Origin of the sequence: Brevibacillus sp. HB1.1, from assembly GCF_013332445.1 — a bacterium.
GTDB classification, from domain to species: domain Bacteria; phylum Bacillota; class Bacilli; order Brevibacillales; family Brevibacillaceae; genus Brevibacillus; species Brevibacillus porteri.
Genome location: NZ_JABMIV010000008.1, coordinates 73,276 through 97,564, shown reverse-complemented (window position 1 = coordinate 97,564; position 24,289 = coordinate 73,276). Strand labels below are relative to the sequence as shown.

Here is a 24,289-nt window from a genome sequence, read left to right as displayed (position 1 = left end):
GGACAGATGGCATACGCACATATGGCCGCAGTATATGACAGGCTGATGGCGGATACTCCGTATGACCAGTGGCTCGATTGGGTCGAGCGTCATTGGACAAAGGGAGAGAAGCCTGTGCGGGTCATTGATCTTGGCTGTGGGACTGGCACGATTGCGATCCCACTCGCCAAGCGTGGATACCGTGTTACGGGCGTGGATCTCTCAACAGAAATGCTTGCGATCGCCTATGACAAAATGAGGCAGGAACAAGTGGATGTAGCGTGGGTGGAGCAGGATATGCGCGAGCTGTCCTTGCCCGAAGCGGATGCGGTCATCTCCTTGTGTGATTCATTGAGTTATCTTACAGAGGAAGAGGATGTGCAGGAAACGTTCAAGCGCGTTTTCGCTCATCTCGCGCCCGGTGGGAGCTTTCTGTTTGATGTGCACAGTCCGTACAAGATGCTGCACATTTTCGGAGACGAGACATTCACACATGTAGAAGATGAAGTTTCGTACATTTGGCAATGTTTTTGCGACCCGCTGCGACTGGAGGTAGAGCATCAGTTAACGTTTTTCATTCGTCAGCCAAACGGATTGTACGAGCGGATGGAAGAAGAGCATTGGCAACGGGCTTACCAGCCTGTCCAACTGATGCGCTGGCTGACAGATGCCGGCTTCACAGACATTGTCATCACCGCTGATTACTCGGATATGCCGCCACAAGAAACGAGTGAGCGCCTATTTTTTTCAGCCCGCAAGCCGAAAAGTTTGACATGATTGGTTCGGATTGACTATAATGGCGTTATAACTACAGATTTCGACGCGTTTAAGAGGAATAGTAGGCATAGGATTCGAGCATTCACAGAGAGTTGACGGATGGTGCAAGTCAACCCGAATCTATCTGAACTCACCTCCCAGCACTTGCCCCCAAGGTCATTCAAGCAATGACTGCGTAAGGGTGAGCGGCTTATCCCCGTTACGGATGAAACAAGTGGGTGAATGCTTGTCATTTGCCAATCTGGGTGGTACCGCGGGAATGTTAAATAACCTCTCGTCCCTTTCGCAACAGCGATCTGGGATGTGAGGTTTTCTTTATTATTTTCACCTATTTTAAGATGGGAGTGCTTTACCATGGTATTCAGTCATCAAAATGTCGAAAAGAAGTGGCAGCAATATTGGGAGCAGAACAAGACCTTCAAAACCTCCGAGGATGAGGGCAAGAAAAAGTTTTACGCACTCGACATGTTCCCATATCCATCTGGAGCTGGCCTGCACGTAGGACATCCGGAAGGCTATACGGCTACTGATATTTTATCCCGCATGAAGCGGATGCAAGGATATAACGTTCTCCATCCAATGGGCTGGGATGCGTTTGGTTTGCCAGCGGAGCAATACGCTCTCGATACAGGAAACGATCCGGCGGAATTTACCGAGCACAATATCAACACCTTCCGTCGCCAAATTAAGTCACTCGGATTTTCCTACGACTGGGATCGCGAAATCAATACGACCGATCCGAATTACTACAAGTGGACACAATGGATTTTTACGAAGCTGTATGAGCACGGCTTGGCTTATATTGACGAGGTAGCTGTAAACTGGTGCCCTGCTTTGGGAACGGTTTTGGCGAACGAAGAAGTCATTGACGGAAAAAGTGAGCGTGGCGGACACCCAGTAGAACGCCGCCCAATGAAGCAATGGGTCTTGAAAATTACTGCGTATGCGGAAAGACTCTTGGCTGATCTGGATGAACTGGATTGGCCAGAGAGCATCAAGGAAATGCAACGCAACTGGATCGGTCGTTCTGAAGGGGCAGAAGTAACCTTTGGTATCGAAGGTCATGACGAATCCTTTACCGTCTTTACAACTCGTCCAGACACTCTCTACGGAGCAACTTACGCGGTATTGGCTCCTGAGCACAAGCTGGTTGAGCAAATTACCGTACCAGCTCAAAAAGAAGCAGTGGAAGCGTACCTGGATCAAGCGAAGCACAAGAGCGATCTGGAGCGTACTGATCTGGCGAAAGAAAAGACAGGAGTATTTACCGGAGCATATGCGATCAACCCGGTTAACGGCGAACGTCTGCCAATCTGGATTGCAGATTACGTGCTGATCAGCTATGGAACAGGCTCCATCATGGCGGTTCCAGCGCATGATGAACGCGACTATGAGTTCGCAAAAACATTCGATCTGCCAATCAAACAAGTAATCGCTGGCGGAGATATCTCCAAAGAAGCGTATGCAGGTGATGGAGAGCACATCAACTCCGGTATGCTCGATGGCTTGAACAAAGAACAGGCGATCACCAAAATGATCGAGTGGCTGGAAGCGGAAGGCAAAGGAAATCGCAAAGTAACATTCCGTCTGCGCGACTGGCTGTTCAGCCGTCAACGCTACTGGGGTGAGCCAATTCCGATTCTCCATTTGGAAGACGGCACGATGAAAGTCGTTCCAGAATCCGAACTGCCAATCGTATTGCCAAAAACAAAAGAAATCAAACCATCCGGTACAGGTGAATCGCCATTGGCAAACATCTCGGAGTGGGTAAACACCGTCGATCCGGAAACAGGTATGAAAGCACGCCGTGAGACAAACACCATGCCACAATGGGCGGGTAGTTGCTGGTACTTCCTGCGCTTCATCGATCCGCACAACGATAAGGCAATGGCTGATCCAGACAAACTGAAAGAATGGCTGCCAATCGACATTTACATTGGCGGTGCCGAGCATGCGGTGCTGCACTTGCTCTACGCTCGCTTCTGGCACAAGTTCCTGTACGATATCGGTGTCGTACCAACCAAGGAACCATTCCAAAAGCTGTTTAACCAAGGAATGATCCTGGGTGAAAACAACGAGAAAATGAGTAAGTCCAAAGGTAACGTCGTAAACCCAGACGATATCATCGACAGCCATGGTGCCGACACACTGCGCATGTACGAAATGTTCATGGGACCACTGGATGCTTCGATCGCTTGGTCGACAAAAGGCTTGGATGGCGCACGCCGCTTCCTGGATCGCGTATATCGTCTGTTTGTAGGTGACAACGGTGAGCTGAACGGAAAAATCGTGGAAACCTCCAACGTGGCTGGCATGGAGCGCGTGTACCACCAAACGGTGAAAAAAGTAACAGAAGACTACGAAGGCCTGCGTTTCAATACGGGTATCTCTCAGTTGATGGTATTCGTTAACGAAGCGTATAAAGCAGAAGTTCTGCCGAAGAAATTCATGGAGGACTTGGTAAAAATGCTGTCTCCAATCGCTCCGCACTTGGGTGAAGAGCTGTGGGAAAAACTGGGCCACAGCGAGAGCCTGGCATACGAAGCATGGCCTACGTATGACGAAGCGAAGCTGGTTGAAGACGAGGTAGAAATCGTCCTGCAAATTAACGGCAAAAACAAAGAGAAGCTGCTCATCGCTTCTGATTCGACGCAAGAACAGATGGAAGAGATGGCGAAAAACAATGAGATGATTAAAGAACTGATCGAAGGAAAAACGATCGTCAAAGTCATCGCTGTTCAAGGCAAACTGGTGAATATCGTCGTTCGTTAAGAAAAGGACGGCAAGAAATAAGAAGAGGAGTGGAGCCTGTGAGTGACAGGTATCCACTCCTTTTTTCGTAAATCAACGCTTCTTCGCCTTGCGCTAATGTGGCTGATTGCTCAAATTTCGTGCAACCAGTTCCTGGTCCTCGGCAAACTTTGCTTGTGTACGACGAAATACTTGGGCGAAAAGACCGGGAATACCGTTTTGCAAAGGAATCAGACCTTCCCCAGTAATTCCACCGGGCACGCAGACCCTCTTTTGCAGAGTAGGAAGGGTGAACGCTTCTTCTCGTAAAAGATCTGCGATCCCAATTAGCATTTGCGTGGTCATGTAGGTAGCAGCTTCTTCGGAAATGCCAGTTTCTTCAACAGCTTCTTGAATCATTTGCTGCAAAATATAGCTGATAAAAGCTGGCCCACAACTCACAATGTCAGAAGTAATTCGTAAAAAAGGCTCCGAAATCTCAATAGGGGAGCTAATGTGGGCAAACAGACTTCGTATAAAATGACGTTGTTCCTCTTGGATTCGTGATCCAAATTCACATAAGCTGACACCACTCATTACGGCATTTGTGATAGAAGGAACGACTCTGGCAACCGCACATGGAACTTGAGTCTCCAAATCCGCAAGCTTGATCGGACTGGTGATCGTAATCAATAGGTGGTCTGGCGTTAAGGCAGGAGCAATTTGTTCGAGCATCACGCTATATTCCAGTGGCTTGACGCACAGCACAATCGTTGTAGCTTCTTTGACCAAATCGGCATTGCTGTGCGCGACAATGAGCCCGAGATGTTTTTCTGCCAGTTGCTGCGCCTTCGAAAGGGTTCTGTTGCTGATAATGACATGACCAGGAGTCAGCGCCTTGGCTGACAGCAATGATTCAATCAAGATACTGCCCATGCTGCCCGTACCAATGAACCCAATTCTATTCATGGGCATACCTCCCTCCGATATTCTTTTCCCATTCTATGTAGGAGTGCCTATGATCATGACCGGATGCTGAGCACTCATTTTACCACCAGCCGATCTTTTATCCGTGCAAACATCTTCTCGCCAATTCCCTCAATCTGTTTCAGGTCATCCGCTGAACGAAATGGCCCTTGTTTTGTCCGGTACTCCACGATTGCCTTGGCACGAGCTTCTCCAATCCCGGGAAGACTCATGAGCTCTTCGACAGTTGCCATGTTGAGATTAATGGCTGAGGAGGCACCAGTGGTGGATACGCTGGAAGCAGATTGTACAAGGCCAATGGATGCGGAGACTGGCGCGGTGGCCCCTTTAGCCGGGATGACAAGAGCAGCTCCATCTGTGAGCGGCGCTGCCAAGTTGATCTGGACAAGGTCAGCATCAGGAAGTGCTCCTCCTGCTTTCTCGATGGCATTTGCGACACGCGTACCTGGTTCGAATTGGTATAATCCAGGATTTTTCACTTGTCCTTTCACATCGACATAGAGAGGAGAGAGGAGTGGTTCCTTATCCTTATCTTTTTCCGGTGTCGCTTTTACAGATTTGGCAGGTTGAGCAGCTGCTGAATCATCTGTCAGTTCTTTTGTTTCAAGATTCGATGCTGCATAAGCAGGAGAATGCAACGGTAGTTCGTCAGTCTTATGTGATTGGTCGCATTGATAGATCCAATAGCTACAACCGACAAACAGAACAGCCGCAGTCAGCAAGATGATACGACGATAACGCTCCCACCACTCCAGCACCATAACAAAAACCCTCCCGTCCTTCACATAGCGATACGTTCATAGAGTGAACTTGTTCTCTATCAACGATGCTACGAAAAGTAAGAGAGGGTCTGCAAATCTATTTATTGCGTTGTCACTGTTAGCCGATATGCTGCAGCGAATTTTTTTTGCGGCGAAGGTCTACATTTGGGCTGACAAAAGGCTCAAAATTGTGCTTTTGCTCAATGAAGATTTGATGCCACAACATGAAGACCAGGATCGTCCAGATTTTGCGACTGTAATCCGCATTTCCTTCGCGGTGTTCATCGAGCAAGTACAGCACATAGGCCTTATTGATCAAATTATCCACCTTGGATTCAAAAATGATCTCTTTTGCCCATTTGTAAAATTCGTTTTTGAGCCAGTGACGAGTCGGAACAGGGAAGCCCAGCTTCTTTCTCGTTTGGATCTCAGGTGGCAGGAAGTCTTTCATCGCTTCACGAAGCACGTGCTTGGTCGTGCCGTTGGCAATTTTGTACTTCGTTGGAATGGTAGCGGCGAATTCAAATACCTTAAGATCAATGAAAGGTACTCGTAACTCCAAAGAATTGGCCATCGTCATCTTGTCGGCCTTCATCAAAATGTTGCCTCTGAGCCAAGTGTGAATGTCCAAGTATTGCATCTTGGTCACATCGTCATATTCGGAAGCGCGTTTGTAAATCTCTTCTGTGATGGTGAAAGGAGATACATACGATTCCGAACGGGTGATATCTTCCATGACGACACGCTTTTTCATCTCTTCGCTGAAAATCAGTGCGTTTCCGAAGAAGCGTTGCTCAACTGTTTTCGATCCGCGGATGAGGAAGTTTTTCCCTTTTACCTGATCGGGGAGGCGTTCTGCCATATATCCGATGGAATGGCGCATCCAGCCAGGCATCCCGGAAAACATTTTGAGAGAATGAGGCTCTCTGTAAATATTGTATCCGCCAAAAAATTCATCTGCACCTTCACCGGACAATACGACGGTTACGTGTTCACTCGCCATCTGCGCTACAAAATAGAGCAGGATGGCAGAGGGGTCCGCTACTGGTTCGTCCTGATGCCAGATAAGTCGCGGCAATTCATCCATGTACTGCTTGGCGTTTATCACGCGCTCGAAATGCTCCGATCCCAAATATGCGGCGGTTCGCTTCGCATAATCGAGCTCGCTGTAACCAGGAATATCTGAGCCGACAGAAAAAGATTTGACTGGCTCGAATGTACGCAACATCCCAACGATACTGCTAGAGTCAACACCACTAGACAAGAAGGCTCCACGAGAAACTTCGCTAATCCGGTGTTTGTCGACAGATTCGAGCATGACACTGCGCGTACCCTCAACAAAATAAGAGAACGGCTTGCTTTCATCTGGCTTGAATTCTACATCCCAGTACCTTTCCAGCTTGATCTGGTCGTTTTCAATCACAAACGAATGAGCAGGCGGTATACGGTAAATGCCAGCAAACATCGTGTCAGGATCGGGTACATATTGGAACGTCAAATAGTGATAAAAAGCGGTTGGATTCACTTCGCGATTGAATCCTGGCAGCTCCAGCAAGCTTTTAATCTCGCTGGCAACCCCGATCGAATCATTTGTCTCGACATAGTAGAGAGGCTTGATTCCAAAATGGTCGCGTGCCCCAAACAGACGTTTTTTACGGGAGTCGTAGATCGTAAAGCCAAACATCCCGCGCAAATGCTTAGGTGCATCTGTTCCTACCTCTTCATAAAGGTGGAGGATGGTTTCAATATCAGAATCGGTATGGAAAACGTGACCGATGTCCTTTAACCATTGTTGTAACTCTTTGTAATTGTAGACTTCACCGTTACCAATAATCCAGATGTCACGTGTTTCGTTAAACAGCGGTTGATGTCCGCCTTCCACGTCAATGATGCTTAAACGACGAAAGCCCAGGGCGATGTTGTCTTCAAGGTGAAAACCATCGTCATCTGGACCACGGTGCAGGATGACACCCGTCATTGCACTAATCGCTTCTTGTTGAACAGGCTTTTGCCGCTTGTTATAGAGTGATACGATTCCGCACATAAGAAATGACTCTTCCTCTCACTGGATTGCTCCTGCTAACTCTATCATGTATCGACCATCAGCGCAATCTCTTATGAGTGCCAGTAATTGACCTCGAAAACGCTGATTCTACAAGGGAATTAGCCTTTCGTCTTTTCTATTTTTGTCCCCATTCGGTTAGATATACTCCCTTAGGAGACCATGATTCGTTCGACAAAACGGTTCATGAAAGAACAGGACGGGGGAATTGCAGTGTCAATATGGATAGCAAGCCTAGCGATGATGATCGGCCTCATTTTGTCCGCCTATTTACATCCTGCTTGGCTGCTGTTGGCTGCAGGCGTATCATGGGCAATCGTTGCATGTATCCCGTTACCATACCGCAAATTCGTTGCATGCTACTCACTGATTATTATTCTAGCAGGTCTCTTTTTTTGTGGGTACGAGATTCTCCACAGCTCTGAAGTGAAACCATTGGCAGAAAGGGAGCAGAGCATCTGGATAGAAGGTGTCATTGATTCACCTGTGAGACGGGACGGGGATGTAGCACGATTTTTTGTCACGATAACATCCTGGGGTGAAAATCAACCTGATCAGAACGTGCATCGGTCTCTCGAAAAAATCGCGCTTCGTGTTAAACTTGCTTCTTTCCAGGAAGCAACACAAATAGAGCAGTGGAGACGTGGCAGTGTTATCGTGGCTCCGATCCGATTATCCCTACCAGCTCCTACGCGTAATCCTCATGCCTTCGACTACGCCAGCTACTTGTATTGGCAAGGCGTCCATGTTACAGGAGAAACAAGCTATCAAGCGATTGATGTGATACCTGCTTTTTCCGTGTCGGCAAGCTTTCAAGAGTGGCAGGACTCGGGTGCAAAGAGAATTGAATCATTATTTACTGATCCAGAAACAGCGGGTTACATGAAGTCGCTGCTGCTTGGTCTTGGACAAGAGGTGAACCTTGAGCTTGCGGCGATGTATTCGAATTTGGGCTTAAGTCATATCCTCGCGATTTCCGGTTTGCATGTGACGTTGGTTAGCTCCATGTTTATGTGGTGTTTGGAACGGATTGGAATCAGACGCAGACTCGCATTTGTCGTAACGATTTTGTTTTTGATCGGATATGTGCTTCTGGTGGGAGCCAGCGCGTCCGCGATCCGATCTGGACTGATGGGGAGTGTGGGTCTTCTCTGTCAAGTATTTGGAAAGAGGTTGGACGGCAAGGACGTCTGGGCAGGTGCACTCATTCTGATGCTGGTGTTGAATCCGTATCAGCTGTGGCATGTCGGTTTTCAGCTTTCCTTTGCGGTGACACTTGGTCTGATTATTTTTGTGCCATACAGCTTGCGTGTGTTTGTGCGGGTACCCGTCTGGATTCGTACACTTGTGTCGGTTACTTTGTCAGCCCAGCTCGTTTCTTTCCCGTTTCTCATCTATCATTTTCATTTGTTTTCACCAGTGTCTTGGCTGGTCAATTTGGTAGTGACACCGATTCTCTCGGCTATAGCACTACCGTTCGGGTATATCGCGGTTGTCCTCGATTTCGTCCATCCGTTTTTGGCCGTGATCCCTGTTTGGGTATCAACGGCTATGCTGAAATGGATTCATCTCCCGCTGTTTGCTATCGAAAAAATGAGGCTCCCTTTCACATATTGGCCGCATCCTTCGTGGTGGTGGCTTGTTTTGTATACCTGCTTTTTGGGTGTTCTGCCCATTTCATGGAAGTTGGGCTATCATCGAAAGCGTGATATAATGCTTACTTTCGTTATATTTCTCATGTTTATTGTAGCAGCTAGACAGCCGTTTTCAGGAGTCGAAGAAGTGCGAATTACCTTCCTTGATGTCGGACAAGGGGATTCCATCGTTGTCGAAATTGGTGATCAGAAGGTATACTTAATGGATGCAGGTGGGACAATGCGGTTCCCAGCTGCTGAACCATGGATGGAAAAGCGTGACCCATTTGAGGTGGGGAAAGACGTCGTTCTGCCGTTTCTGATGGCCAGAGGAATCGAGAAAATCGACCGCGTCGTCATGACGCATGGTGACCTGGATCACATCGGGGGAGTAAAGTCGCTTATTCCTCATTTTTCTTTTGGAGAGGTATTGGTGAATGGGACAGCACCTTCCAAATTGGAGGGCGAGATTGTCCAGCTTTTTCAACAAGAAGGGGTTCCGATTGTAACTGGGCTCCCGGGTCAATCTTGGTCAGATGGGCCGGGAATCGAGTGGAAGTGGCTGCACCCGGGGGAATCGACCTTCTCAGGAAATGATGCATCCGTAGTACTCCAGCTGACTGCTTATAACAAGACTGTATTGTTTACGGGTGACATTGAAAAGGATGGGGAAAGCCAGCTTGTTCAAAACGGTTTGACTTCTGTGGATGTTTTGAAAGTAGCCCACCATGGAAGCAATACCTCGAGCACCGAAGAGCTCCTTGCAGTCACAGCACCAAAAGTTGCTGTAATCTCTGCCGGGGTGAAAAATCGGTACGGGCATCCATCGTCCGAAGTACTGCATCGCTTAAAAAAATCGGGTTCCGCCGTGTACAGGACTGATGCTCATGGAGCGATTACGCTGGTTATTACACCTACGGGATTATATTGGCAGACCCAAATATTGGATACATAAACTGTTTGCAACTTTTTCAATGAGCGAACCGTCTGTAGGGGGGAGAAGAGAATATGCATGAAGCAGAGTTGATCAGGATGGCGCAATCCGGGGATCATGACGCGCTAGTCGAACTGCTTCGATCTATTGAGACCTCCGTTTACCGAAGCGCTTATTACATTCTAGGGAACGAACAAGACGCGCTAGATGCCTCCCAGGAAGTCCTCATTCGTATTTATCGAAAGTTGGACACCTATCAGGAAAAAGCAAAGTTCTCAACCTGGGTACAACGCATTGTCAGCAACGTCTGTATGGATAAATTTCGCGCGAAGAAGGAAACGGTCTCAATTGACGAGCACGAGTTGATCATTCCTGATCGTAACAACGTAGAAGAAGAAATCCTTCTCACCGGGCTGTCGAATGACATCCAGGAAGCCATCGGAAGATTGCCAAAGCAATACCGGATGGTTGTAGTACTCCGCTATCTAGAGGATTTGTCCTATCAAGAAATAGCGGAGGCACTAGATTTGCCGCTTAACACGGTAAAGTCGTATTTATTTCGGGCTAGGCAACAGTTACAGGAGCTGTTGTACGACTACCAGAAAGGGGGGATCGGTTGATGACCAACGAAGAGATTTTTGAACTCATGCAGCGGGATCTGGATCGAGATCTGGTGGAGTCAGAGCAGCAATTGCTCCATCGTTTGATTCAGAAAGATGTTGATCTGCAGCTTATGTACAACCGTTTGAAAGATGTGTCACAACAATTGGAACATCTGCCCCCTGTCGTACCTCCGTTCAGCATCGTAGATTCTATCCTGCCCAAGCTGGAATCAGCCGCTGCAAAGCCTGCTGCGGTGACATCTACGATGAACGAGGAAATCCTGCCCACTCTGGAAGTTAAGCGTGAGTCGTCTTCGCTGCCGGAATCAAAAAAGTGGAAGCGGATGAAAGTGTGGATGGCCAGTCTTGGTAGTACGGCTGTCGCTGCTAGCTTATTGGTTGGCATGCTGTTTTCGGGCGGTGATGGTAAGAAGCAAGAAGTCGATTCGTTCCAGAACGGAACGGACATGACGCCAGCGGTCGTGGAACAACCCAAAACCCCTGGGCCAGATGATCCGACTCCTCCAAGCAATAATCCAATACCATCGAATTCAAAAGAGGAAACGGACAAGGCAAAAAAGTCAAGTGGAGCAACTACTCAGACGAAGAGTAAAAGGCCACCGGCAAAGACCGAGAAAAAGCAAACATCGCCACCGAAGAAAACGAAAACGCCGCCACCACCACAAAAGAAGCCTGTACCTCCAACGCCAGTAATAACAGATGATAAGCCACCGGTATGGCCGATCGGACTGGAGGAGAATCAGGACAGAGAAGACAAAGAACCTGCTAATGACGATAAGGACGACGGTGGGGACAAGCAAGAGGAGAAAAACAAGGGAAAAAATAAAGAGAAGAAAAAAGATAAAGATGATAATGACTAACTTTTTTCCACGTATGGACCGGCACCGCTTGCGAGGATTTTGCGTATAGTACATTATCAAGCACCCCCTGCTTACCGTTTGGGGAGGAGGAATCCCGGGGCTTTTCCCTAAACGTTTACATAGAGGTGCCAACGGATGAAAAAACCGCTACCGATTCACTGGTGGCGGTTTTTTTTCGCTTTGTTCTGAGCAACATGTGCTATAATAACGCAGGTAAGAAGAAGGAAAGGGGAGAAAACGTATGCCACTCCTATCGGCTATTCGCGAAATACGGCAAAAACAATTCTCGCCGATCTACGTCTTATACGGGCCGGAGTCTTTTCTGGCCGAAGATTTTTTGGCGTTGGCTCGTAAAGAAATGATTGATCCAGAATTTACGGATTTGAATATGAGTGTGTATGATTGTACTGAAATAGGATTGAGTGAAATTCTACAGGATGCGGAAACCTTGCCGTTTATGGGCGAGCATCGATTGGTGATTGCCAGACAAGCCTACTTTTTAACAGGAAGTAAGCCTTCGACTAAGGTAGAAAGCGACCCGGATGCTTTGCTCGATTATTTGCAAAATCCGCCTCCCTACACCACACTTATTTTACATACGGAAGCTGACAAGCTCGATGAACGAAAAAAGCTGGTCAAGACGCTGCAGCAAAAAGCGAAAGTGATCCCCTTTCCGTTGTTAAAAGACGGAGATTTGTACGGCTGGGTAGAGCGGCATGCGGGTAAATACCAGGCGAAAATCGATCGTCAGCAAGCCATGAGGCTTGTGGAGCGAGTAGGAGCCGAGTTGCGTCTTCTGGACAAGGAAATCGAAAAGATGGCTCTGTTTGTCGGGGTGGGTGAAAGCATCACGGACGACGTCATCGAGCTGCTTGGAGCACGTACGCTGGAGCAGGATGTATTTGCGCTAATTGAGCAGGTCGCTTCGGGGAGATTGGACAAGGCACTCAGGATGATGTACGACTGCATGAAAACAGGAGAGGAGCCGATTAAGCTGCTGGCTCTCTTGGCGAGGCAGTTCCGCATGCTGTTGCATGTCAAGCAATTGGCGCCGCGTGGTTATTCGCAGCAACAGATGGCAGGTATGATTAAGATGCATCCTTACGCGGTGAAAAAAGCAATGGAGCAAGCACGTCATTTTTCTGAGGAGTCGTTGAAAAAACTACTGGGCATTCTGGCGGAAGAAGATTTTCGGATGAAGTCAGGGCAGGTAGACAAACGTCTCGCCCTCGAATTATTCATTGCACGTGCACATGACGAACGAACAAAACGGTCATGACGTTTATTACAGTAAAAAAACCCCTAGAACAAGATGTTCACGGGGTTTTTTTGCGCTTGGTCTCTTACGCTACAGGAGCGCTCAGAACGTTAAGCTTTTTCATCAAACGAGACTTTTGACGGTTTGCTGCGTTTTTATGAATGAGACCTTTCGAAGCGGCCTTGTCCAGCTTTTTCACAGCCACCAGAAGAGTAGATTTCGCCAATGCTACATCGGAAGCAGCGACAGCTTTCTCAAAGCTCTTGATGGAAGTACGCAGATCAGACTTTTGAGAAGCACGGTGTGCGCGACGCTTTTCGATTGTTTTGGTGCGTTTAATCGCGGATTTAATATTTGGCATGTGTGTCACCTCCTTAGACGACCATAGACATACAGTCATACAACAAAGTAATTCTAGCATGGGGCGAACCCATTTGCAAGAAAGGATTCGGAATAAAAATGAAGGATTCAAGCAAGCTAGTAGCAGGAACAAAATGGTCAGTACTTTATTCACTTCGGATCAAAGGAGCTGATGAACATGGCACATAACATTGATTTGTCTGGTTATTCCATTCGTACGGATCTTGCAGTGGAGGCCCACGAGCTTGCCCAGCAACAAAACCAGAGCGATATTGAGGGCGTTTGGCTGCAAGCTGATGACAGCGAGCCCAATGTGAAAGTAACGAGATTACATGTGGAAACAGAGGGAGCGGGGAAGGAAATCGGCAAGCTTCCGGGGCATTACCTTACGATTGAAGTGCCAAAGCTGCGGGATAATGATACCTCGATCGAAGAGCAGGTGACCAAGCGATTCTCCGTCGAATTTGCCATGTTTCTCAAACAACTGGGAATCACTGAGGACAAAAAGGCTCTCGTGGTTGGTCTCGGCAACTGGAATGTGACCCCGGATGCGCTGGGGCCGATGGTTGTGGAAAATTTGTTGATTACACGTCATCTGTACACGCTGGCGCCTGAAACCGTTGGAGAAGGGTATCGGGAAGTCAGTGCGCTATCACCGGGTGTCCTTGGGATTACGGGTATAGAAACGAGTGAGATTATTTTTGGTGTCGTGGAAAAAAGCAAACCCGATTTTGTCATCTGTATCGATGCTCTTGCGTCCCGCGCTCTGCACCGGGTCAACACGACGATTCAAATATCGGATACTGGGATTCATCCCGGTTCAGGGGTCGGAAACAAGCGCAAAGCGATTGATCAGACTACGCTTGGTGTACCTGTGATTGCGATAGGAGTCCCTACGGTCGTTTTTGCCTCCACGATTGTAAATGATGCAATTACGTACTTGATGGGGCATTTTGGACAATCGATGGTGGAGAGCAAGCGGGCGTTTAACAAACTGGCAATGAGCACGCTGCCAGAGCGTAAGGAACCGTATACGGAAGAGGACTTGCCCGACATGGAATCACGTAAGACATTCATGGGTTTGGTAGGTTCACTGCCGGAAGAAGAGAAACGACAACTGATTCATGAGGTCCTCCGACCGCTGGGACAGGATCTGGTCGTCACCCCAAAAGAAGTGGACGATTTTATTGAAGGCGTGGCGAATGTGATCGCAACAGGTCTGAATCGCGCCTTGCACAGTGCAGTGAATGAAGAAAATAGCGGCTCGTATACCCACTAAGTCGTAAAAAGCTAGAGTGAGAGAGAAAAGCTAGAAAAGGGTTCTATCGTCTCTATGAGCCTCATAAGCTAAAGCATAGACAAGCACGAGGGGAAGTTCTCCCGACGTGCAAACATGCTACAGCTAGAGGAGTGAGACAGATGGCGACCCTCATTCAACGCCAATTCGTTGTTCTTTCATTTATAACCGCCTTCCTGTTTGTCATGACAGGAGTGCTTTCGCTCGGCGGGAACCGAATCGCAATTTCTTCCTCCGCCATTCAACAGGCCGCTTCTCATATTTCCAGTCTGGCGATTTTGGGGTGGATGGGGCAGGAAATTCCGGTTTTGTCCGAAACGGTGCAAGCACAGGCTGATGATCGCACGAATAGCGTAACGGGTTTTCTCTTTCGCTTGGCAACCAATATACAGCCAGGAGACTTGCGTAGCTTACTAGGCAGGGAGCTCCCTGGGATGGTAACGACAGAGGATGCCAGGTTTGTCGTGCAGGGAAAAGGAGCTTCTCTCGCAGATTTTTATTTGGAGTACCCCGCTCATCCGAGACAGGTAGAGGATCAATCGCAAGTAGTTCCGATCGTAGAGCCAAAGCCGGAGGATACCACGAAGTCAGGCGAAACGAAGCCAGTTCCTGTGCCCAATTCCATCACGAACGGCAAAAAAATCGTTTACGTCTACAACTCGCACAATCGGGAATCGTGGTTCAGTGAGACGAAGCCAGTGGGAACCTCCGTCGATCATCCTACGAGAAATATATCGTTAATCAGCAAGTATTTATCAGAAGCGTTGAATGACAGAGGAATTGGTTCGGACGTGAGCACCGACGACATCTATCAGCAGCTGTTGAACAAAAAAATGCACTACTCCTTCTCCTACGCGGAATCTTTGCAAGTAGTCAAATCAGCAACGGTGAAAAACAAGGAGCTGTACTACTTTTTCGATCTGCATCGAGACACAGCGCCACGAGAGCGTACAACGGTCACGATCAAAGGAAAAACGTATGGAAGAGTATTGTTCGTCATCGGGAAAAGAAACAAAAGCTACGAGAAAAATGAGGCGTTTGCAACGGAGCTTCATGAGTTGATGGAAAAAATGTACCCAGAGCTTTCGCGTGGCGTGATGGAAAAAGGCGCAAAAACGGATCATGGCGAGTATAATCAGTCCCTCTCCCCGGGAAGTCTGTTAATAGAAATAGGTGGTACGGAAAACAGCGTGCAGGAAAGCATGAATACGGCAGAAGCATTGGCTGATGTTTTCGCAGCCTATTATCAGCAAGCTGAAAAAGTAGGCAAAACAGTTTCTGACGAGCCTGCAAAGAGGTGACGGGCATGAACGTGACGATGAAGCTGACTGGACTGTTAATCATCTTGCTGGTCGGGGTAGTTTTGGGATTGCAAACGGCTGAGCGTGGAATATCCAAGGTAAGTGGAGTGCCTGAGGGGCAGGCTCAAACCTTTTCCATCAAAAAAGTGGATCAAGGGCAAGTGGAGATCGCGGTAATGGGCAAGCAGGTTCAGACCGCCAACCCGAAGGAAATGGTCAACTACGTCAGTCGGATCGGTTTGACTTTGGGTGGAAGCATTAAAAGTGGGGCGCAGAGTTTTGTCGATTGGGTAGGGAGTTTTTTTGAACCGTGAAAATGGTTTATGCGCAAAAAGAAGGGGTGCAGAAAGCCCCAGTGACAAAAGACCCGTACAGGCGGGTCTTTTGCATGCGACCACAGATGCTTCATTCGATCTGCTAAAACAGTGCAAGTGAGGCTACATCAACAATGAAAGGGCTATCATGAAATTCTTTTACATAATTTTAAAACGCAAGTGAAATATTCTTTTTAATCAGTAAAGAGATAATAGTTTGAATTTATTGTGTTGCGAAAAAATTGAATAAATGGCATAATGTCTACTGATAGGTCTATTTTGGAAGTATATATCGGTGAGAGAGGTGAGCCACGTGTCACATCCTGTCCTACAAATCGAAAACCTGCAAACGCACTTTTTCACGGACCGCGGCCAAATCCCTGCCGTTGATGGCGTGACGATCACGGTACAAAAAGGAGAAGTAGTCGGTATCGTAGGCGAATCCGGCTGCGGAAAGAGCGTTACCTCCCTTTCCGTTATGAAGCTAGTACCCAATCCCCCAGGGAGAATCGTGGGAGGCTCGATTAAATTCAAGGGGGAGGACCTCGTATCTGTCGACGAAAAGCGAATGAGAGACATCCGCGGAAATGAAATTGCGATGATCTTTCAGGAGCCGATGACGTCGTTAAATCCGGTGTTTACGATTGGAGACCAGATAGGAGAATCAGTCCGATTACATACGAAGGCGAGCAAAAAGGGCGCAAGAGCACGTGCCATTGAGATGTTGAAAAAAGTCGGAATTCCTCGAGCAGAAGCCATCGTCGATGAATACCCGCACCAGCTTTCCGGGGGCATGCGGCAGCGTGTCATGATTGCGATGGCAATGGCTTGCAATCCTGAGCTTTTGATTGCAGACGAGCCTACTACCGCTCTCGACGTGACGATTCAAGCGCAGATTTTGGACCTGATGCGCCAACTCAACCGGGAAGCAGACACAGCCATTCTCCTCATTACCCACGATCTTGGGGTCGTTGCGGAAATGTGTCACCGCGTCGTGGTGATGTACGCAGGAAACGTGATTGAACAAGGCGACGTTCGTACGATCTTAAAAAATCCGAAGCATCCTTATACGATCGGCTTGTTGAATTCGTTGCCGAAGCTAGAAGGATCACAGGAGCGTCTCTATTCGATTCCAGGCAACGTCCCGATTCCGGGTTCGCTTACTGTCGGATGCCGTTTTGCACCTAGATGCGATAAAGTATCAGACCGATGCCGCAGTGAGATGCCAGAATTAAAAGTGGTAGGGGACAATCACCTTTCCCGCTGCTGGCTGACCGAATAACCCGAGAGGAGCATGCAGGTGGCAGAAGATCTTCTGATCGTAAAAAACTTGAAAAAATACTACCCAATCACAGGCGGTGTTCTTGGAGGGGAAGTAGGTGTAGTAAAGGCGGTAGACGATGTATCGTTTACCGTTAAGAGTGGAGAAACTTTGGGGCTGGTAGGTGAGAGTGGCTGTGGAAAGTCCACGACGGGACGTTCCTTGCTGCGACTGATTGAACCGACCTCCGGTGAAATCACTTTTGACGGGACCAATGTCATGTCGCTTTCCACAGATGCGATGAGAAAGATGAGACGTGACATGCAAATTGTCTTTCAGGACCCGTTTGCTTCACTCAACCCTAGACATAATATTGAGAAAATTTTGGAAGAGCCCTTGATTGTACATGGTTTGGGTTCTTCGGCAGAGCGAAAAAAGCGCGTGCAGGAAATGCTGGAGATCGTTGGTCTGAGCAGCTATCATGCGAGCCGTTATCCGCATCAATTCAGCGGAGGACAGAGGCAGCGGATCGGTATTGCGAGAGCGCTGATGCTCAAGCCCAAATTGATCGTTGCGGATGAGCCCGTGTCTGCACTGGACGTGTCCATTCAGTCGCAGGTGCTCAATCTCATGCAGGATTTGCAACGCGAATTCGGCCTTACATACTTGTTCATTGCCCATGATTTGAGTGTAGTGCGTCACATCAGTGATCGGGTAGGCGTGATGTACCTTGGCAGAATTGTCGAGCTGACGACGAGCAGCCAATTGTATTCCAATCCGCTTCATCCCTATACGAAAGCATTGCTGTCGGCGGTACCATCGCCAGACCCTGATGCTGTACGAGAAAGAGTCATCCTCCAGGGAGATGTGCCGAGCCCTGCAAAACCTCCAAGTGGCTGTACATTCCATACGAGGTGTCCCCATGTAACAGAGGAGTGCCGTACTGTGCGACCAGAATTTATGGACGCAGGCGACGGACACTTTGTTGCTTGTCACTTATACAAGTCCTAATCGACAAAAGGGAGTCTGTCTGCCGAATAGGAAGTCTTGTAAAGGGGGGATGCAAAGCAATAGGTATTGTATCGACCATCTACCAAAAAGGAACATGCGAACATTATTTAGAAAAAGGGGGATGTTTTCATGAAGAAGAGAGTTCTCTCCGCAACCATGACCAGCCTAGTGGCGCTGGTCATGCTGATTGCTGGATGCGCTAGCACTCCAACGACACAAGCGCCGGCAGAACAACCAAAGACAGAAACTCCGGCACCTGCAACTGAGCCTGCAAAAACTGGACCGAAGCAATTAATCGTCGGTCGCGGTGCAGACACAAAGGGGCTTGACCCAATCGGACAAACAGATGGTGAGACCTTCAAAGTAACAGAGAACATCATGGATACTTTGATCGGTTTTGCTGACGGCTCAACAGAGCTCGCTCCATCGTTGGCTGACAAGTGGGAAGTATCTCCTGATGGTCTTGTTTATACGCTGACACTGAAATCTGGCGTGAAGTTCCACGACGGTACTGATTTCAATGCAGAGGCGGTCAAATACAACTTTGAGCGCTGGAGCGACAAGAGCCATCCACAGCATTCGCCAGAGGGCTTCGAGTATTACATTAGCCAGTTTGGTGGCTACAAAGGCGATGCGAATCACGTAATCAAATCCGTGGAAGCAGTAGATCCAACGACTGTAAAATTCACACTGACTCGTCCACTCGCTCCATTCCTTGCTAACCTGGCTATGTCTCCTTTTGCAATCGGTTCGCCTGAAGCATTGAAAAAAGATGTTAAAAAGTTCAATGAGCACCCAATTGGTACAGGACCATTCAAATTCGTTGAGTGGAAACGTAACGACACCATCACTCTCGAGAAAAACCCTGATTACTGGAACAAAGGGTTCCCGAAATTGGATAAATTGGTATTCAAGGTCATTCCAGAAAATACGGCGCGTCTGACTGCTTTGGCATCAGGTGAGATCGATTTGATGGATGGTCTAAACACAGATGATATCCCAGCAGTAAAAGACAACAAAGACCTGCAACTATTCCTCCGTCCTACTAATAACATTGGTTACATTGGCTTTAACGTAGAGAAGAAGCCACTCGACAATCCAAAAGTTCGTGAAGCAATTGCTTATGCAATTAACAAGCCTGAAATCGTAACGGCCTTCTTCGATGGCGTTGGAGAACCAGCAGTCAACCCAATGCCAAAGACCATGTGGGGACATAACAACGATATTAAAGATCGTGAGTTCAACCTCGATAAAGCAAAACAATTGCTTGCAGAAGCAGGACATCCAAACGGTTTCAAAATCAAGTTCTGGGCAATGCCAGTACCGCGTCCATACATGCCTGAAGGTGTGAAGATTGCAGAGGCAATCCAGCAAGACCTGAAGAAAATCGGGGTTGATGCTGAGATCGTGACGATGGAATGGGCAACGTATTTGGAAAAAACTCGCTTGGGTGAGCAAGAAATGTTCATGCTTGGTTGGACAGGTGACAATGGCGACCCTGACAACTTCCTGGCTGTGTTGCTCGACAAAAACAACATCGGCAGCAACAACTATACACGCTGGGCAAACGAAGAAGCACATCAATTGATGATGAAAGCACAGTCCACTCCAGACCAGGCGGAGCGCGATAAACTGTACAAACAAGTACAAGAGATCATCTTCAAGGACGTGCCAATGGTTCCGCTGGCACACTCTACACCAGCATTGGCTGGAAAAGCGAATATCATAGACTACAGCCCGCATCCAAAAGGGTCTGAAAGTTTGGAAAAAGTAGATTTCAAGTAAGCTGGTTCATCGTAAAAGGGTAAGAGGAGTGCATACCTCTTCTTACCCTTCTTTCATTACTTGGCGATTATTTTATGCAGGAAGGCGAGGAGATGGCATTGCTAGCTTACAGCATTCGAAGAATTTTAATGCTCATTCCTGTCTTAGTGGGCATGTCAATCATCGTTTTTTCCATTATTCGTGCCATCCCTGGTGATCCGGCTTTGACGATTTTGGGAGAAAAGGCAACACCACAAGCGATTGCAGACATACGAGAGGCATTGGGATTGAATAATCCGTGGTACATACAGTATTTCGATTATATGAAAGATATTTTGAGCGGAAATCTTGGGGAATCGTTACAAACGAATGCGCCGATTTCAGATGAAATCTTGCCTTATTTGGCGGCGACGACTGAACTTACGATTGTGAGTATGCTGATTGCTGTGTTTATCGGTGTAAATGCAGGAATTCTTTCTGCGTGGAAGCAAAACTCCTGGTTTGACTACTGTGCGATGTTGATCGCCTTGGTTGGTGTATCCATGCCAATTTTTTGGCTAGGTTTGATGGAGCAGTGGGTGTTTGCCCAAGAACTGAAATGGCTGCCATCAGTTGGTCGCGACGATTCGCGTAATCCCGTAGAGGCCATTACGCACTTTTATATACTGGATACGATGATCGCTGGAAGTTGGGATCAGCTGTGGGAAGTCATCAAGCATTTGATCCTGCCAGGAATCGCGTTAGGTACGATCCCGATGGCGATCATTGCGCGTATTACTCGATCGAGCATGTTGGAAGTCATGCGTGCCGACTATGTCAGAACCGCTCGTGCAAAAGGGCTAGCACAGTTTTGGGTGGTGTACAAGCATGCACTGAAGAATGCGATGATCCCTGTCTTGACGGTAATTGGTTTACAAACAGGGTTGCTGTTGGGTGGAGCTGTTTTGACAGAAACGATCTTCGGATGGCCAGGTGTCGGTCGTTATATTGTGACCGCCATTGGAAACCGTGACTATCCGGTTATCCAATCCGGTATCCTTGTGATCGCGACGATTTTCGTCCTGATCAACCTCTTGGTCGACCTTCTGTACGCCTATATCGATCCACGCATCAAATATCGCTAAGGAGGGACGAAGAGACATGGCACAACCACAATTACAACCACAAGCACATGTAGTACCTTTAAAAGTGAAGCAAGAAGAAGTCGTCTCTCCTTGGAAGGATGCATGGAGAACGCTACGAAAAAACAAGCTCGCGTTGGTGGGCTTCGGGATTATTTTGTTTTTCATTGTTGTGGCGGTTTTAGCTCCATGGATTGCTCCGTATCCGTACGATGAAGGCAAGCTCGTGATGAAAAACAAGCCACCTTCCGAAGAGCATTGGTTTGGAACAGATTACAATGGTCGCGATGTATTTAGTCGCGTGATTTATGGGGCACAAATCTCTTTGTGGGTAGGGACGTTCTCTGTCATTGGCTCCGTTCTCGCAGGGACCTTGCTCGGTCTTTTGGCAGGATACTATGGCAGATGGATCGATACGATTATTTCGCGTATCTTTGATATTATGCTTGCCTTTCCTAGTATTCTGTTGGCAATCGCTGTTGTTGCCATCTTGGGTCCTTCCTTGCAAAACGCCTTGATTGCGATTGCGATTATTAACATTCCGACATTTGGACGGTTAGTACGCGCCCGCGTATTGAGCTTGAAGGAAGAAGAATTCGTTATGGCCGCACGGGCAATTGGGATGAAAAATTCCCGGATTATCATGCAGCATATTTTGCCGAACAGCCTCGCACCAATCATTGTGACCGGGACGATGGGGATCGCAACAGCGATTATCGAAGCAGCTGCACTTGGCTTTCTCGGACTGGGAGCACAAGCGCCAGAACCAGAATGGGGAAAAATGCTCGCTGATTCACGTCAGTACATTCAGAAAGCACCATGGACTGTTATTTTTCCGGGGCTCTCTATCATGCTGACAGTTCTCGGCTTTAACTTAATCGGGGACGGCTTGCGCGATGCACTCGACCCGCGTATGAAGAGCTAGTCAAAACGCAAAAAGACAGAAGGGGCTGGAGGTACCCGTCCTTCTGTCTTTTCTTTTTTTATGCTTCTTCCATGAAGGTGCGGCACAACTGATTGAAAGCAGGAGCAGCTTTCGTGATGACTTGATGCTTCACGTTAGGGATCATCTCGAGTTTTGCTTTTGGCAATTTCATGGTAAGCATCTGCGCATAATGGTGCATCCGTTGATCTTGTTTGCCATAGGCAAGTAAAATCGGAAGCTGGATGTTGCCCAGACGCTCCGTACAATGATAACGATGTCCGGCAGCGTAAAGGTATTTCAGGCTAGTGGGATCTGTTTTGGAGGCCTGTACCGTCCATTTTTCACGCATTTCTGGGTCAGCGACATGTGAGGAAGCAATCGAACGGGCAAGAAGAGGGACTCCGTGAAGCATCGACATTGCCTGTGCCATCCAAAATCGTCCATGTAAATACAGGTCATTCACTTCGGAAAAGCCGCTCACGAGTATGGCGCCTTTTACAGCATCCGAATAGCGAAGACAATATTCAAGGGCGATGGAAACACCTTGGGAGTACCCCAAAATAAAGGGACGTTCAATGCCGAGTGACTGGACAAGCTTATGGAGCTGTTCTGCCAGCTCCCCAATGGAAAAGGGCTTCTCCATCGGTGAACTGTCGCCATGTCCGGGCAAATCAGGGACAATGATCTGATATGTATCTGCGAGTGTTTGCTGATAAACAAAATTGATAGAGCCGATGCATGGCGCATGGATACACAATAACGGCTGGCCTTTTCCCGATATGTGAAAAGCAAACTGCTTGCCATCCTGATGGACGAGTATTTGTTCCATTTTCATTTTCACCCCACCCTTAGGTTGTCCGATATGAAGTAGATTTTTCATTTGAACTCTTCTTTTTTTGATGGGGAAGTGGTATTCTCGCAATAGAATAATTGGTGAAAGCAGGGTGAAGAAGTTGTTTCAAGAGCGCATTTCGAAGCTCCACACGTTTTTGACAGAGCAAGAGCTGAACGCGGTGTTGATTACCTCCCCTAAGCACGTTTACTATTTGACCGGATTTTTTACAGACCCGCATGAACGTTTTATGGGTCTCGTTATTCCTGCTGAGGGAAAACCTTCTTTGATTGTACCTGCTCTTGATCGTGAGGCAGCCGCAGAGGCTTCGTTCGTTCAAGATATCCATACACATACGGATATCCAAAACCCCTATGAAATCCTCAAGCAAGTGTTGCCAGCGAACTTGACGAAGCTCGGTATTGAAAAAAGTCATATGACTGTCGAGCGCTATGAAGCACTTGGACAAGTTGTTCTGGCGTCGAGCTATGTGGATGTGGAAGAGCCACTGCGTGAAATGCGTTTGATCAAATCGGCGGATGAAGTGGAGCGTTTGAAGCACGCTGTTCAGTTGGTCGAGGAGTCCTTGCGGGAGACCCTGAAAAAAGTCAAGACAGGCATGACCGAGACAGAAATCGTAGCTGAGCTGGAATTCCAGATGAAGCGCTTGGGTGCCGAAGGTCCGTCCTTTACATCCATGGTATTGGCAGGGGAGAAGTCGGCACTGCCACACGGGAAACCAGGAACGCGCCAGGTGCAAGAAGGCGACTTGCTTTTGTTTGATATCGGGGTAGCAGCCAACGGATATGTATCCGATATTACCCGTACCTTTGCTGTAGGCGAGATCAGTGCTCAGCTTCAAGAAATTTACGAGACAGTATTGGCTGCCAACGAAGCGGCCATTGCTGAGATTCGTCCGGGTGTGACTTTTGCGCATTTGGATAAAACCGCTCGCGATGTCATCACCGCAAAAGGCTACGGAGAATACTTCATGCACCGTCTTGGGCATGGACTTGGGATGGATGTACATGAATATCCATCTGTTCACAGCCAGAACCAAGAAGTGCTTCGTCCAGGGATGGTCTTTACGATCGAGCCAGGCATCTATCTGCCAGGTGTAGGCGGAGTGCGGATTGAAGACGATGTATTGGTTACGGAAACGGGCGTTGAAATTCTCACGCAGTTCCCGAAAAAACTGACTACTATCAATGAATGAATAAATCGTAAAAATTGAATACGTATCGAATGGTGCTAGATGGCATATGCCGTCAGCTTAAAAGGGAAGTCCGGTGAGAAACCGGCGCGGTCCCGCCACTGTAACGAGGAGCAACTAGCGAATAGCCACTGTTTTTTGCGAGACAAAAAATGGGAAGGTAGCTGGGTGTGTTGATTCGTAAGCCAGGAGACCTGCCATGCGATCATATACAATCGACCCACGAGGATGGGGCAGATGTGGAAACAGCCTATGAAACGGCGCCTTTGTGCCTGCTTATAGCTA

At 48.0% G+C, this 24,289-nt stretch carries 20 protein-coding genes, 1 riboswitch and 1 other annotated feature; of the genes, 15 read left to right on the top strand and 5 right to left on the bottom strand.

From position 1 onward, the window contains the following. The first annotated feature begins 6 nt into the window (after window positions 1-6). Together HPY27_RS20095 and leuS are read left to right on the top strand one after the other, a co-directional pair. The gene (locus HPY27_RS20095) at window positions 7-756 is read left to right on the top strand and encodes a class I SAM-dependent DNA methyltransferase (protein WP_174225802.1); all 750 of its coding nucleotides are present in this window, start codon (window positions 7-9) and stop codon (window positions 754-756) included. Window positions 757-795: 39 nt separating this feature from the next. Continuing rightward, window positions 796-1,041, top strand: a binding site (T-box leader). Window positions 1,042-1,110: 69 nt separating this feature from the next. Then, window positions 1,111-3,528 (top strand): leucine--tRNA ligase, encoded by a 2,418-nt coding sequence (leuS, locus tag HPY27_RS20090; RefSeq protein WP_174225801.1) that lies wholly within the window; start codon window positions 1,111-1,113, stop codon window positions 3,526-3,528. 93 nt (window positions 3,529-3,621) lie between these two features. Here the strand turns inward: leuS and comER are convergent, their stop codons facing one another. The 3 genes from comER to asnB all read right to left on the bottom strand — a co-directional run bounded on the left by comER (window position 3,622) and on the right by asnB (window position 7,278). Beyond that, window positions 3,622-4,455 (bottom strand): late competence protein ComER, encoded by an 834-nt coding sequence (gene comER / locus HPY27_RS20085; RefSeq protein ID WP_174225800.1) that lies wholly within the window; start codon window positions 4,453-4,455, stop codon window positions 3,622-3,624. A 74-nt stretch (window positions 4,456-4,529) separates the two neighbouring features. Beyond that, window positions 4,530-5,234: a helix-hairpin-helix domain-containing protein gene (locus HPY27_RS20080; protein WP_174225799.1), complete on the bottom strand. Its 705-nt coding sequence runs from the start codon at window positions 5,232-5,234 to the stop codon at window positions 4,530-4,532. 118 nt (window positions 5,235-5,352) lie between these two features. Beyond that, a complete protein-coding gene (gene asnB / locus HPY27_RS20075; protein ID WP_173622503.1) occupies window positions 5,353-7,278 on the bottom strand; it encodes an asparagine synthase (glutamine-hydrolyzing) in 1,926 nt (641 codons plus the stop codon). A gap of 204 nt (window positions 7,279-7,482) precedes the next feature. Between asnB and HPY27_RS20070 the strand changes: the two genes are divergently transcribed. The 4 genes from HPY27_RS20070 (at window position 7,483) to holA (ending at window position 12,626) form a co-directional block, all read left to right on the top strand. Continuing rightward, window positions 7,483-9,885: a DNA internalization-related competence protein ComEC/Rec2 gene (locus tag HPY27_RS20070; protein WP_174225877.1), complete on the top strand. Its 2,403-nt coding sequence runs from the start codon at window positions 7,483-7,485 to the stop codon at window positions 9,883-9,885. 53 nt (window positions 9,886-9,938) lie between these two features. Beyond that, window positions 9,939-10,484 carry an RNA polymerase sigma factor gene (locus tag HPY27_RS20065; RefSeq protein WP_012685711.1) on the top strand — a complete coding sequence of 182 codons (546 nt, stop codon included), beginning with the start codon at window positions 9,939-9,941 and terminating at the stop codon, window positions 10,482-10,484. Then, on the top strand, window positions 10,484-11,347 hold the full coding sequence (locus HPY27_RS20060) for a hypothetical protein (protein WP_173622504.1): 864 nt from the start codon (window positions 10,484-10,486) through the stop codon (window positions 11,345-11,347). The genes HPY27_RS20065 and HPY27_RS20060 overlap by 1 nt, the downstream gene beginning before the upstream one ends. Window positions 11,348-11,588: 241 nt before the next feature. Beyond that, window positions 11,589-12,626, top strand: a complete 1,038-nt coding sequence (gene holA / locus HPY27_RS20055; RefSeq protein WP_017247682.1) for a DNA polymerase III subunit delta — start codon at window positions 11,589-11,591, stop codon at window positions 12,624-12,626. Between the two features lie 64 nt (window positions 12,627-12,690). Here holA and rpsT read toward each other — a convergent pair whose 3' ends face one another. After that, window positions 12,691-12,966 (bottom strand): 30S ribosomal protein S20, encoded by a 276-nt coding sequence (rpsT, locus tag HPY27_RS20050; RefSeq protein WP_005833151.1) that lies wholly within the window; start codon window positions 12,964-12,966, stop codon window positions 12,691-12,693. A 177-nt stretch (window positions 12,967-13,143) separates the two neighbouring features. Between rpsT and gpr the strand changes: the two genes are divergently transcribed. The 8 genes from gpr to HPY27_RS20010 all read left to right on the top strand — a co-directional run bounded on the left by gpr (window position 13,144) and on the right by HPY27_RS20010 (window position 21,959). Next, window positions 13,144-14,244, top strand: coding sequence for a GPR endopeptidase (gene gpr / locus HPY27_RS20045; protein ID WP_174225798.1), 1,101 nt, complete (start codon window positions 13,144-13,146; stop codon window positions 14,242-14,244). A 140-nt stretch (window positions 14,245-14,384) separates the two neighbouring features. After that, window positions 14,385-15,563 carry a stage II sporulation protein P gene (gene spoIIP / locus HPY27_RS20040; protein ID WP_017247684.1) on the top strand — a complete coding sequence of 393 codons (1,179 nt, stop codon included), beginning with the start codon at window positions 14,385-14,387 and terminating at the stop codon, window positions 15,561-15,563. 5 nt (window positions 15,564-15,568) lie between these two features. Continuing rightward, on the top strand, window positions 15,569-15,877 hold the full coding sequence (locus HPY27_RS20035; protein ID WP_007727739.1) for a YqxA family protein: 309 nt from the start codon (window positions 15,569-15,571) through the stop codon (window positions 15,875-15,877). 313 nt (window positions 15,878-16,190) lie between these two features. Further along, window positions 16,191-17,159 (top strand): ABC transporter ATP-binding protein, encoded by a 969-nt coding sequence (locus HPY27_RS20030; RefSeq protein ID WP_174225797.1) that lies wholly within the window; start codon window positions 16,191-16,193, stop codon window positions 17,157-17,159. 18 nt (window positions 17,160-17,177) lie between these two features. Continuing rightward, window positions 17,178-18,149: an ABC transporter ATP-binding protein gene (locus HPY27_RS20025; RefSeq protein ID WP_069850335.1), complete on the top strand. Its 972-nt coding sequence runs from the start codon at window positions 17,178-17,180 to the stop codon at window positions 18,147-18,149. 129 nt (window positions 18,150-18,278) lie between these two features. Continuing rightward, on the top strand, window positions 18,279-19,934 hold the full coding sequence (locus tag HPY27_RS20020; protein WP_174225796.1) for an ABC transporter substrate-binding protein: 1,656 nt from the start codon (window positions 18,279-18,281) through the stop codon (window positions 19,932-19,934). Between the two features lie 92 nt (window positions 19,935-20,026). Continuing rightward, window positions 20,027-21,037, top strand: coding sequence for an ABC transporter permease (locus tag HPY27_RS20015; protein WP_017247688.1), 1,011 nt, complete (start codon window positions 20,027-20,029; stop codon window positions 21,035-21,037). A gap of 16 nt (window positions 21,038-21,053) precedes the next feature. Beyond that, window positions 21,054-21,959, top strand: coding sequence for an ABC transporter permease (locus HPY27_RS20010; protein WP_017247689.1), 906 nt, complete (start codon window positions 21,054-21,056; stop codon window positions 21,957-21,959). 58 nt (window positions 21,960-22,017) lie between these two features. Here the strand turns inward: HPY27_RS20010 and HPY27_RS20005 are convergent, their stop codons facing one another. After that, window positions 22,018-22,794, bottom strand: a complete 777-nt coding sequence (locus tag HPY27_RS20005) for an alpha/beta fold hydrolase (protein WP_371814345.1) — start codon at window positions 22,792-22,794, stop codon at window positions 22,018-22,020. Window positions 22,795-22,912: 118 nt separating this feature from the next. On the opposite strand from HPY27_RS20005, the gene HPY27_RS20000 reads away from it, so the two are divergent. Then, the gene (locus HPY27_RS20000) at window positions 22,913-24,007 is read left to right on the top strand and encodes a M24 family metallopeptidase (RefSeq protein ID WP_173622549.1); all 1,095 of its coding nucleotides are present in this window, start codon (window positions 22,913-22,915) and stop codon (window positions 24,005-24,007) included. 13 nt (window positions 24,008-24,020) lie between these two features. Next, window positions 24,021-24,220: riboswitch (cobalamin riboswitch) on the top strand. Window positions 24,221-24,289: the final 69 nt, after the last annotated feature.

Coding starts and splice junctions, on each gene's coding strand:
- HPY27_RS20020 (WP_174225796.1), top strand. CDS start 18,279: ATGAAGAAGAGAGTTCTCTCCGCAACCATGACCAGCCTAGTGGCGCTG.
- spoIIP (WP_017247684.1), top strand. CDS start 14,385: ATGGCGACCCTCATTCAACGCCAATTCGTTGTTCTTTCATTTATAACC.
- HPY27_RS20060 (WP_173622504.1), top strand. CDS start 10,484: ATGACCAACGAAGAGATTTTTGAACTCATGCAGCGGGATCTGGATCGA.
- HPY27_RS20010 (WP_017247689.1), top strand. CDS start 21,054: ATGGCACAACCACAATTACAACCACAAGCACATGTAGTACCTTTAAAA.
- asnB (WP_173622503.1), bottom strand. CDS start 7,278: ATGTGCGGAATCGTATCACTCTATAACAAGCGGCAAAAGCCTGTTCAA.
- HPY27_RS20005 (WP_371814345.1), bottom strand. CDS start 22,794: ATGAAAATGGAACAAATACTCGTCCATCAGGATGGCAAGCAGTTTGCT.
- leuS (WP_174225801.1), top strand. CDS start 1,111: ATGGTATTCAGTCATCAAAATGTCGAAAAGAAGTGGCAGCAATATTGG.
- holA (WP_017247682.1), top strand. CDS start 11,589: ATGCCACTCCTATCGGCTATTCGCGAAATACGGCAAAAACAATTCTCG.
- HPY27_RS20070 (WP_174225877.1), top strand. CDS start 7,483: ATGAAAGAACAGGACGGGGGAATTGCAGTGTCAATATGGATAGCAAGC.
- gpr (WP_174225798.1), top strand. CDS start 13,144: ATGGCACATAACATTGATTTGTCTGGTTATTCCATTCGTACGGATCTT.
- HPY27_RS20080 (WP_174225799.1), bottom strand. CDS start 5,234: ATGGTGCTGGAGTGGTGGGAGCGTTATCGTCGTATCATCTTGCTGACT.
- HPY27_RS20015 (WP_017247688.1), top strand. CDS start 20,027: ATGGCATTGCTAGCTTACAGCATTCGAAGAATTTTAATGCTCATTCCT.
- rpsT (WP_005833151.1), bottom strand. CDS start 12,966: ATGCCAAATATTAAATCCGCGATTAAACGCACCAAAACAATCGAAAAG.
- comER (WP_174225800.1), bottom strand. CDS start 4,455: ATGAATAGAATTGGGTTCATTGGTACGGGCAGCATGGGCAGTATCTTG.
- HPY27_RS20035 (WP_007727739.1), top strand. CDS start 15,569: ATGAACGTGACGATGAAGCTGACTGGACTGTTAATCATCTTGCTGGTC.
- HPY27_RS20065 (WP_012685711.1), top strand. CDS start 9,939: ATGCATGAAGCAGAGTTGATCAGGATGGCGCAATCCGGGGATCATGAC.
- HPY27_RS20095 (WP_174225802.1), top strand. CDS start 7: ATGGCATACGCACATATGGCCGCAGTATATGACAGGCTGATGGCGGAT.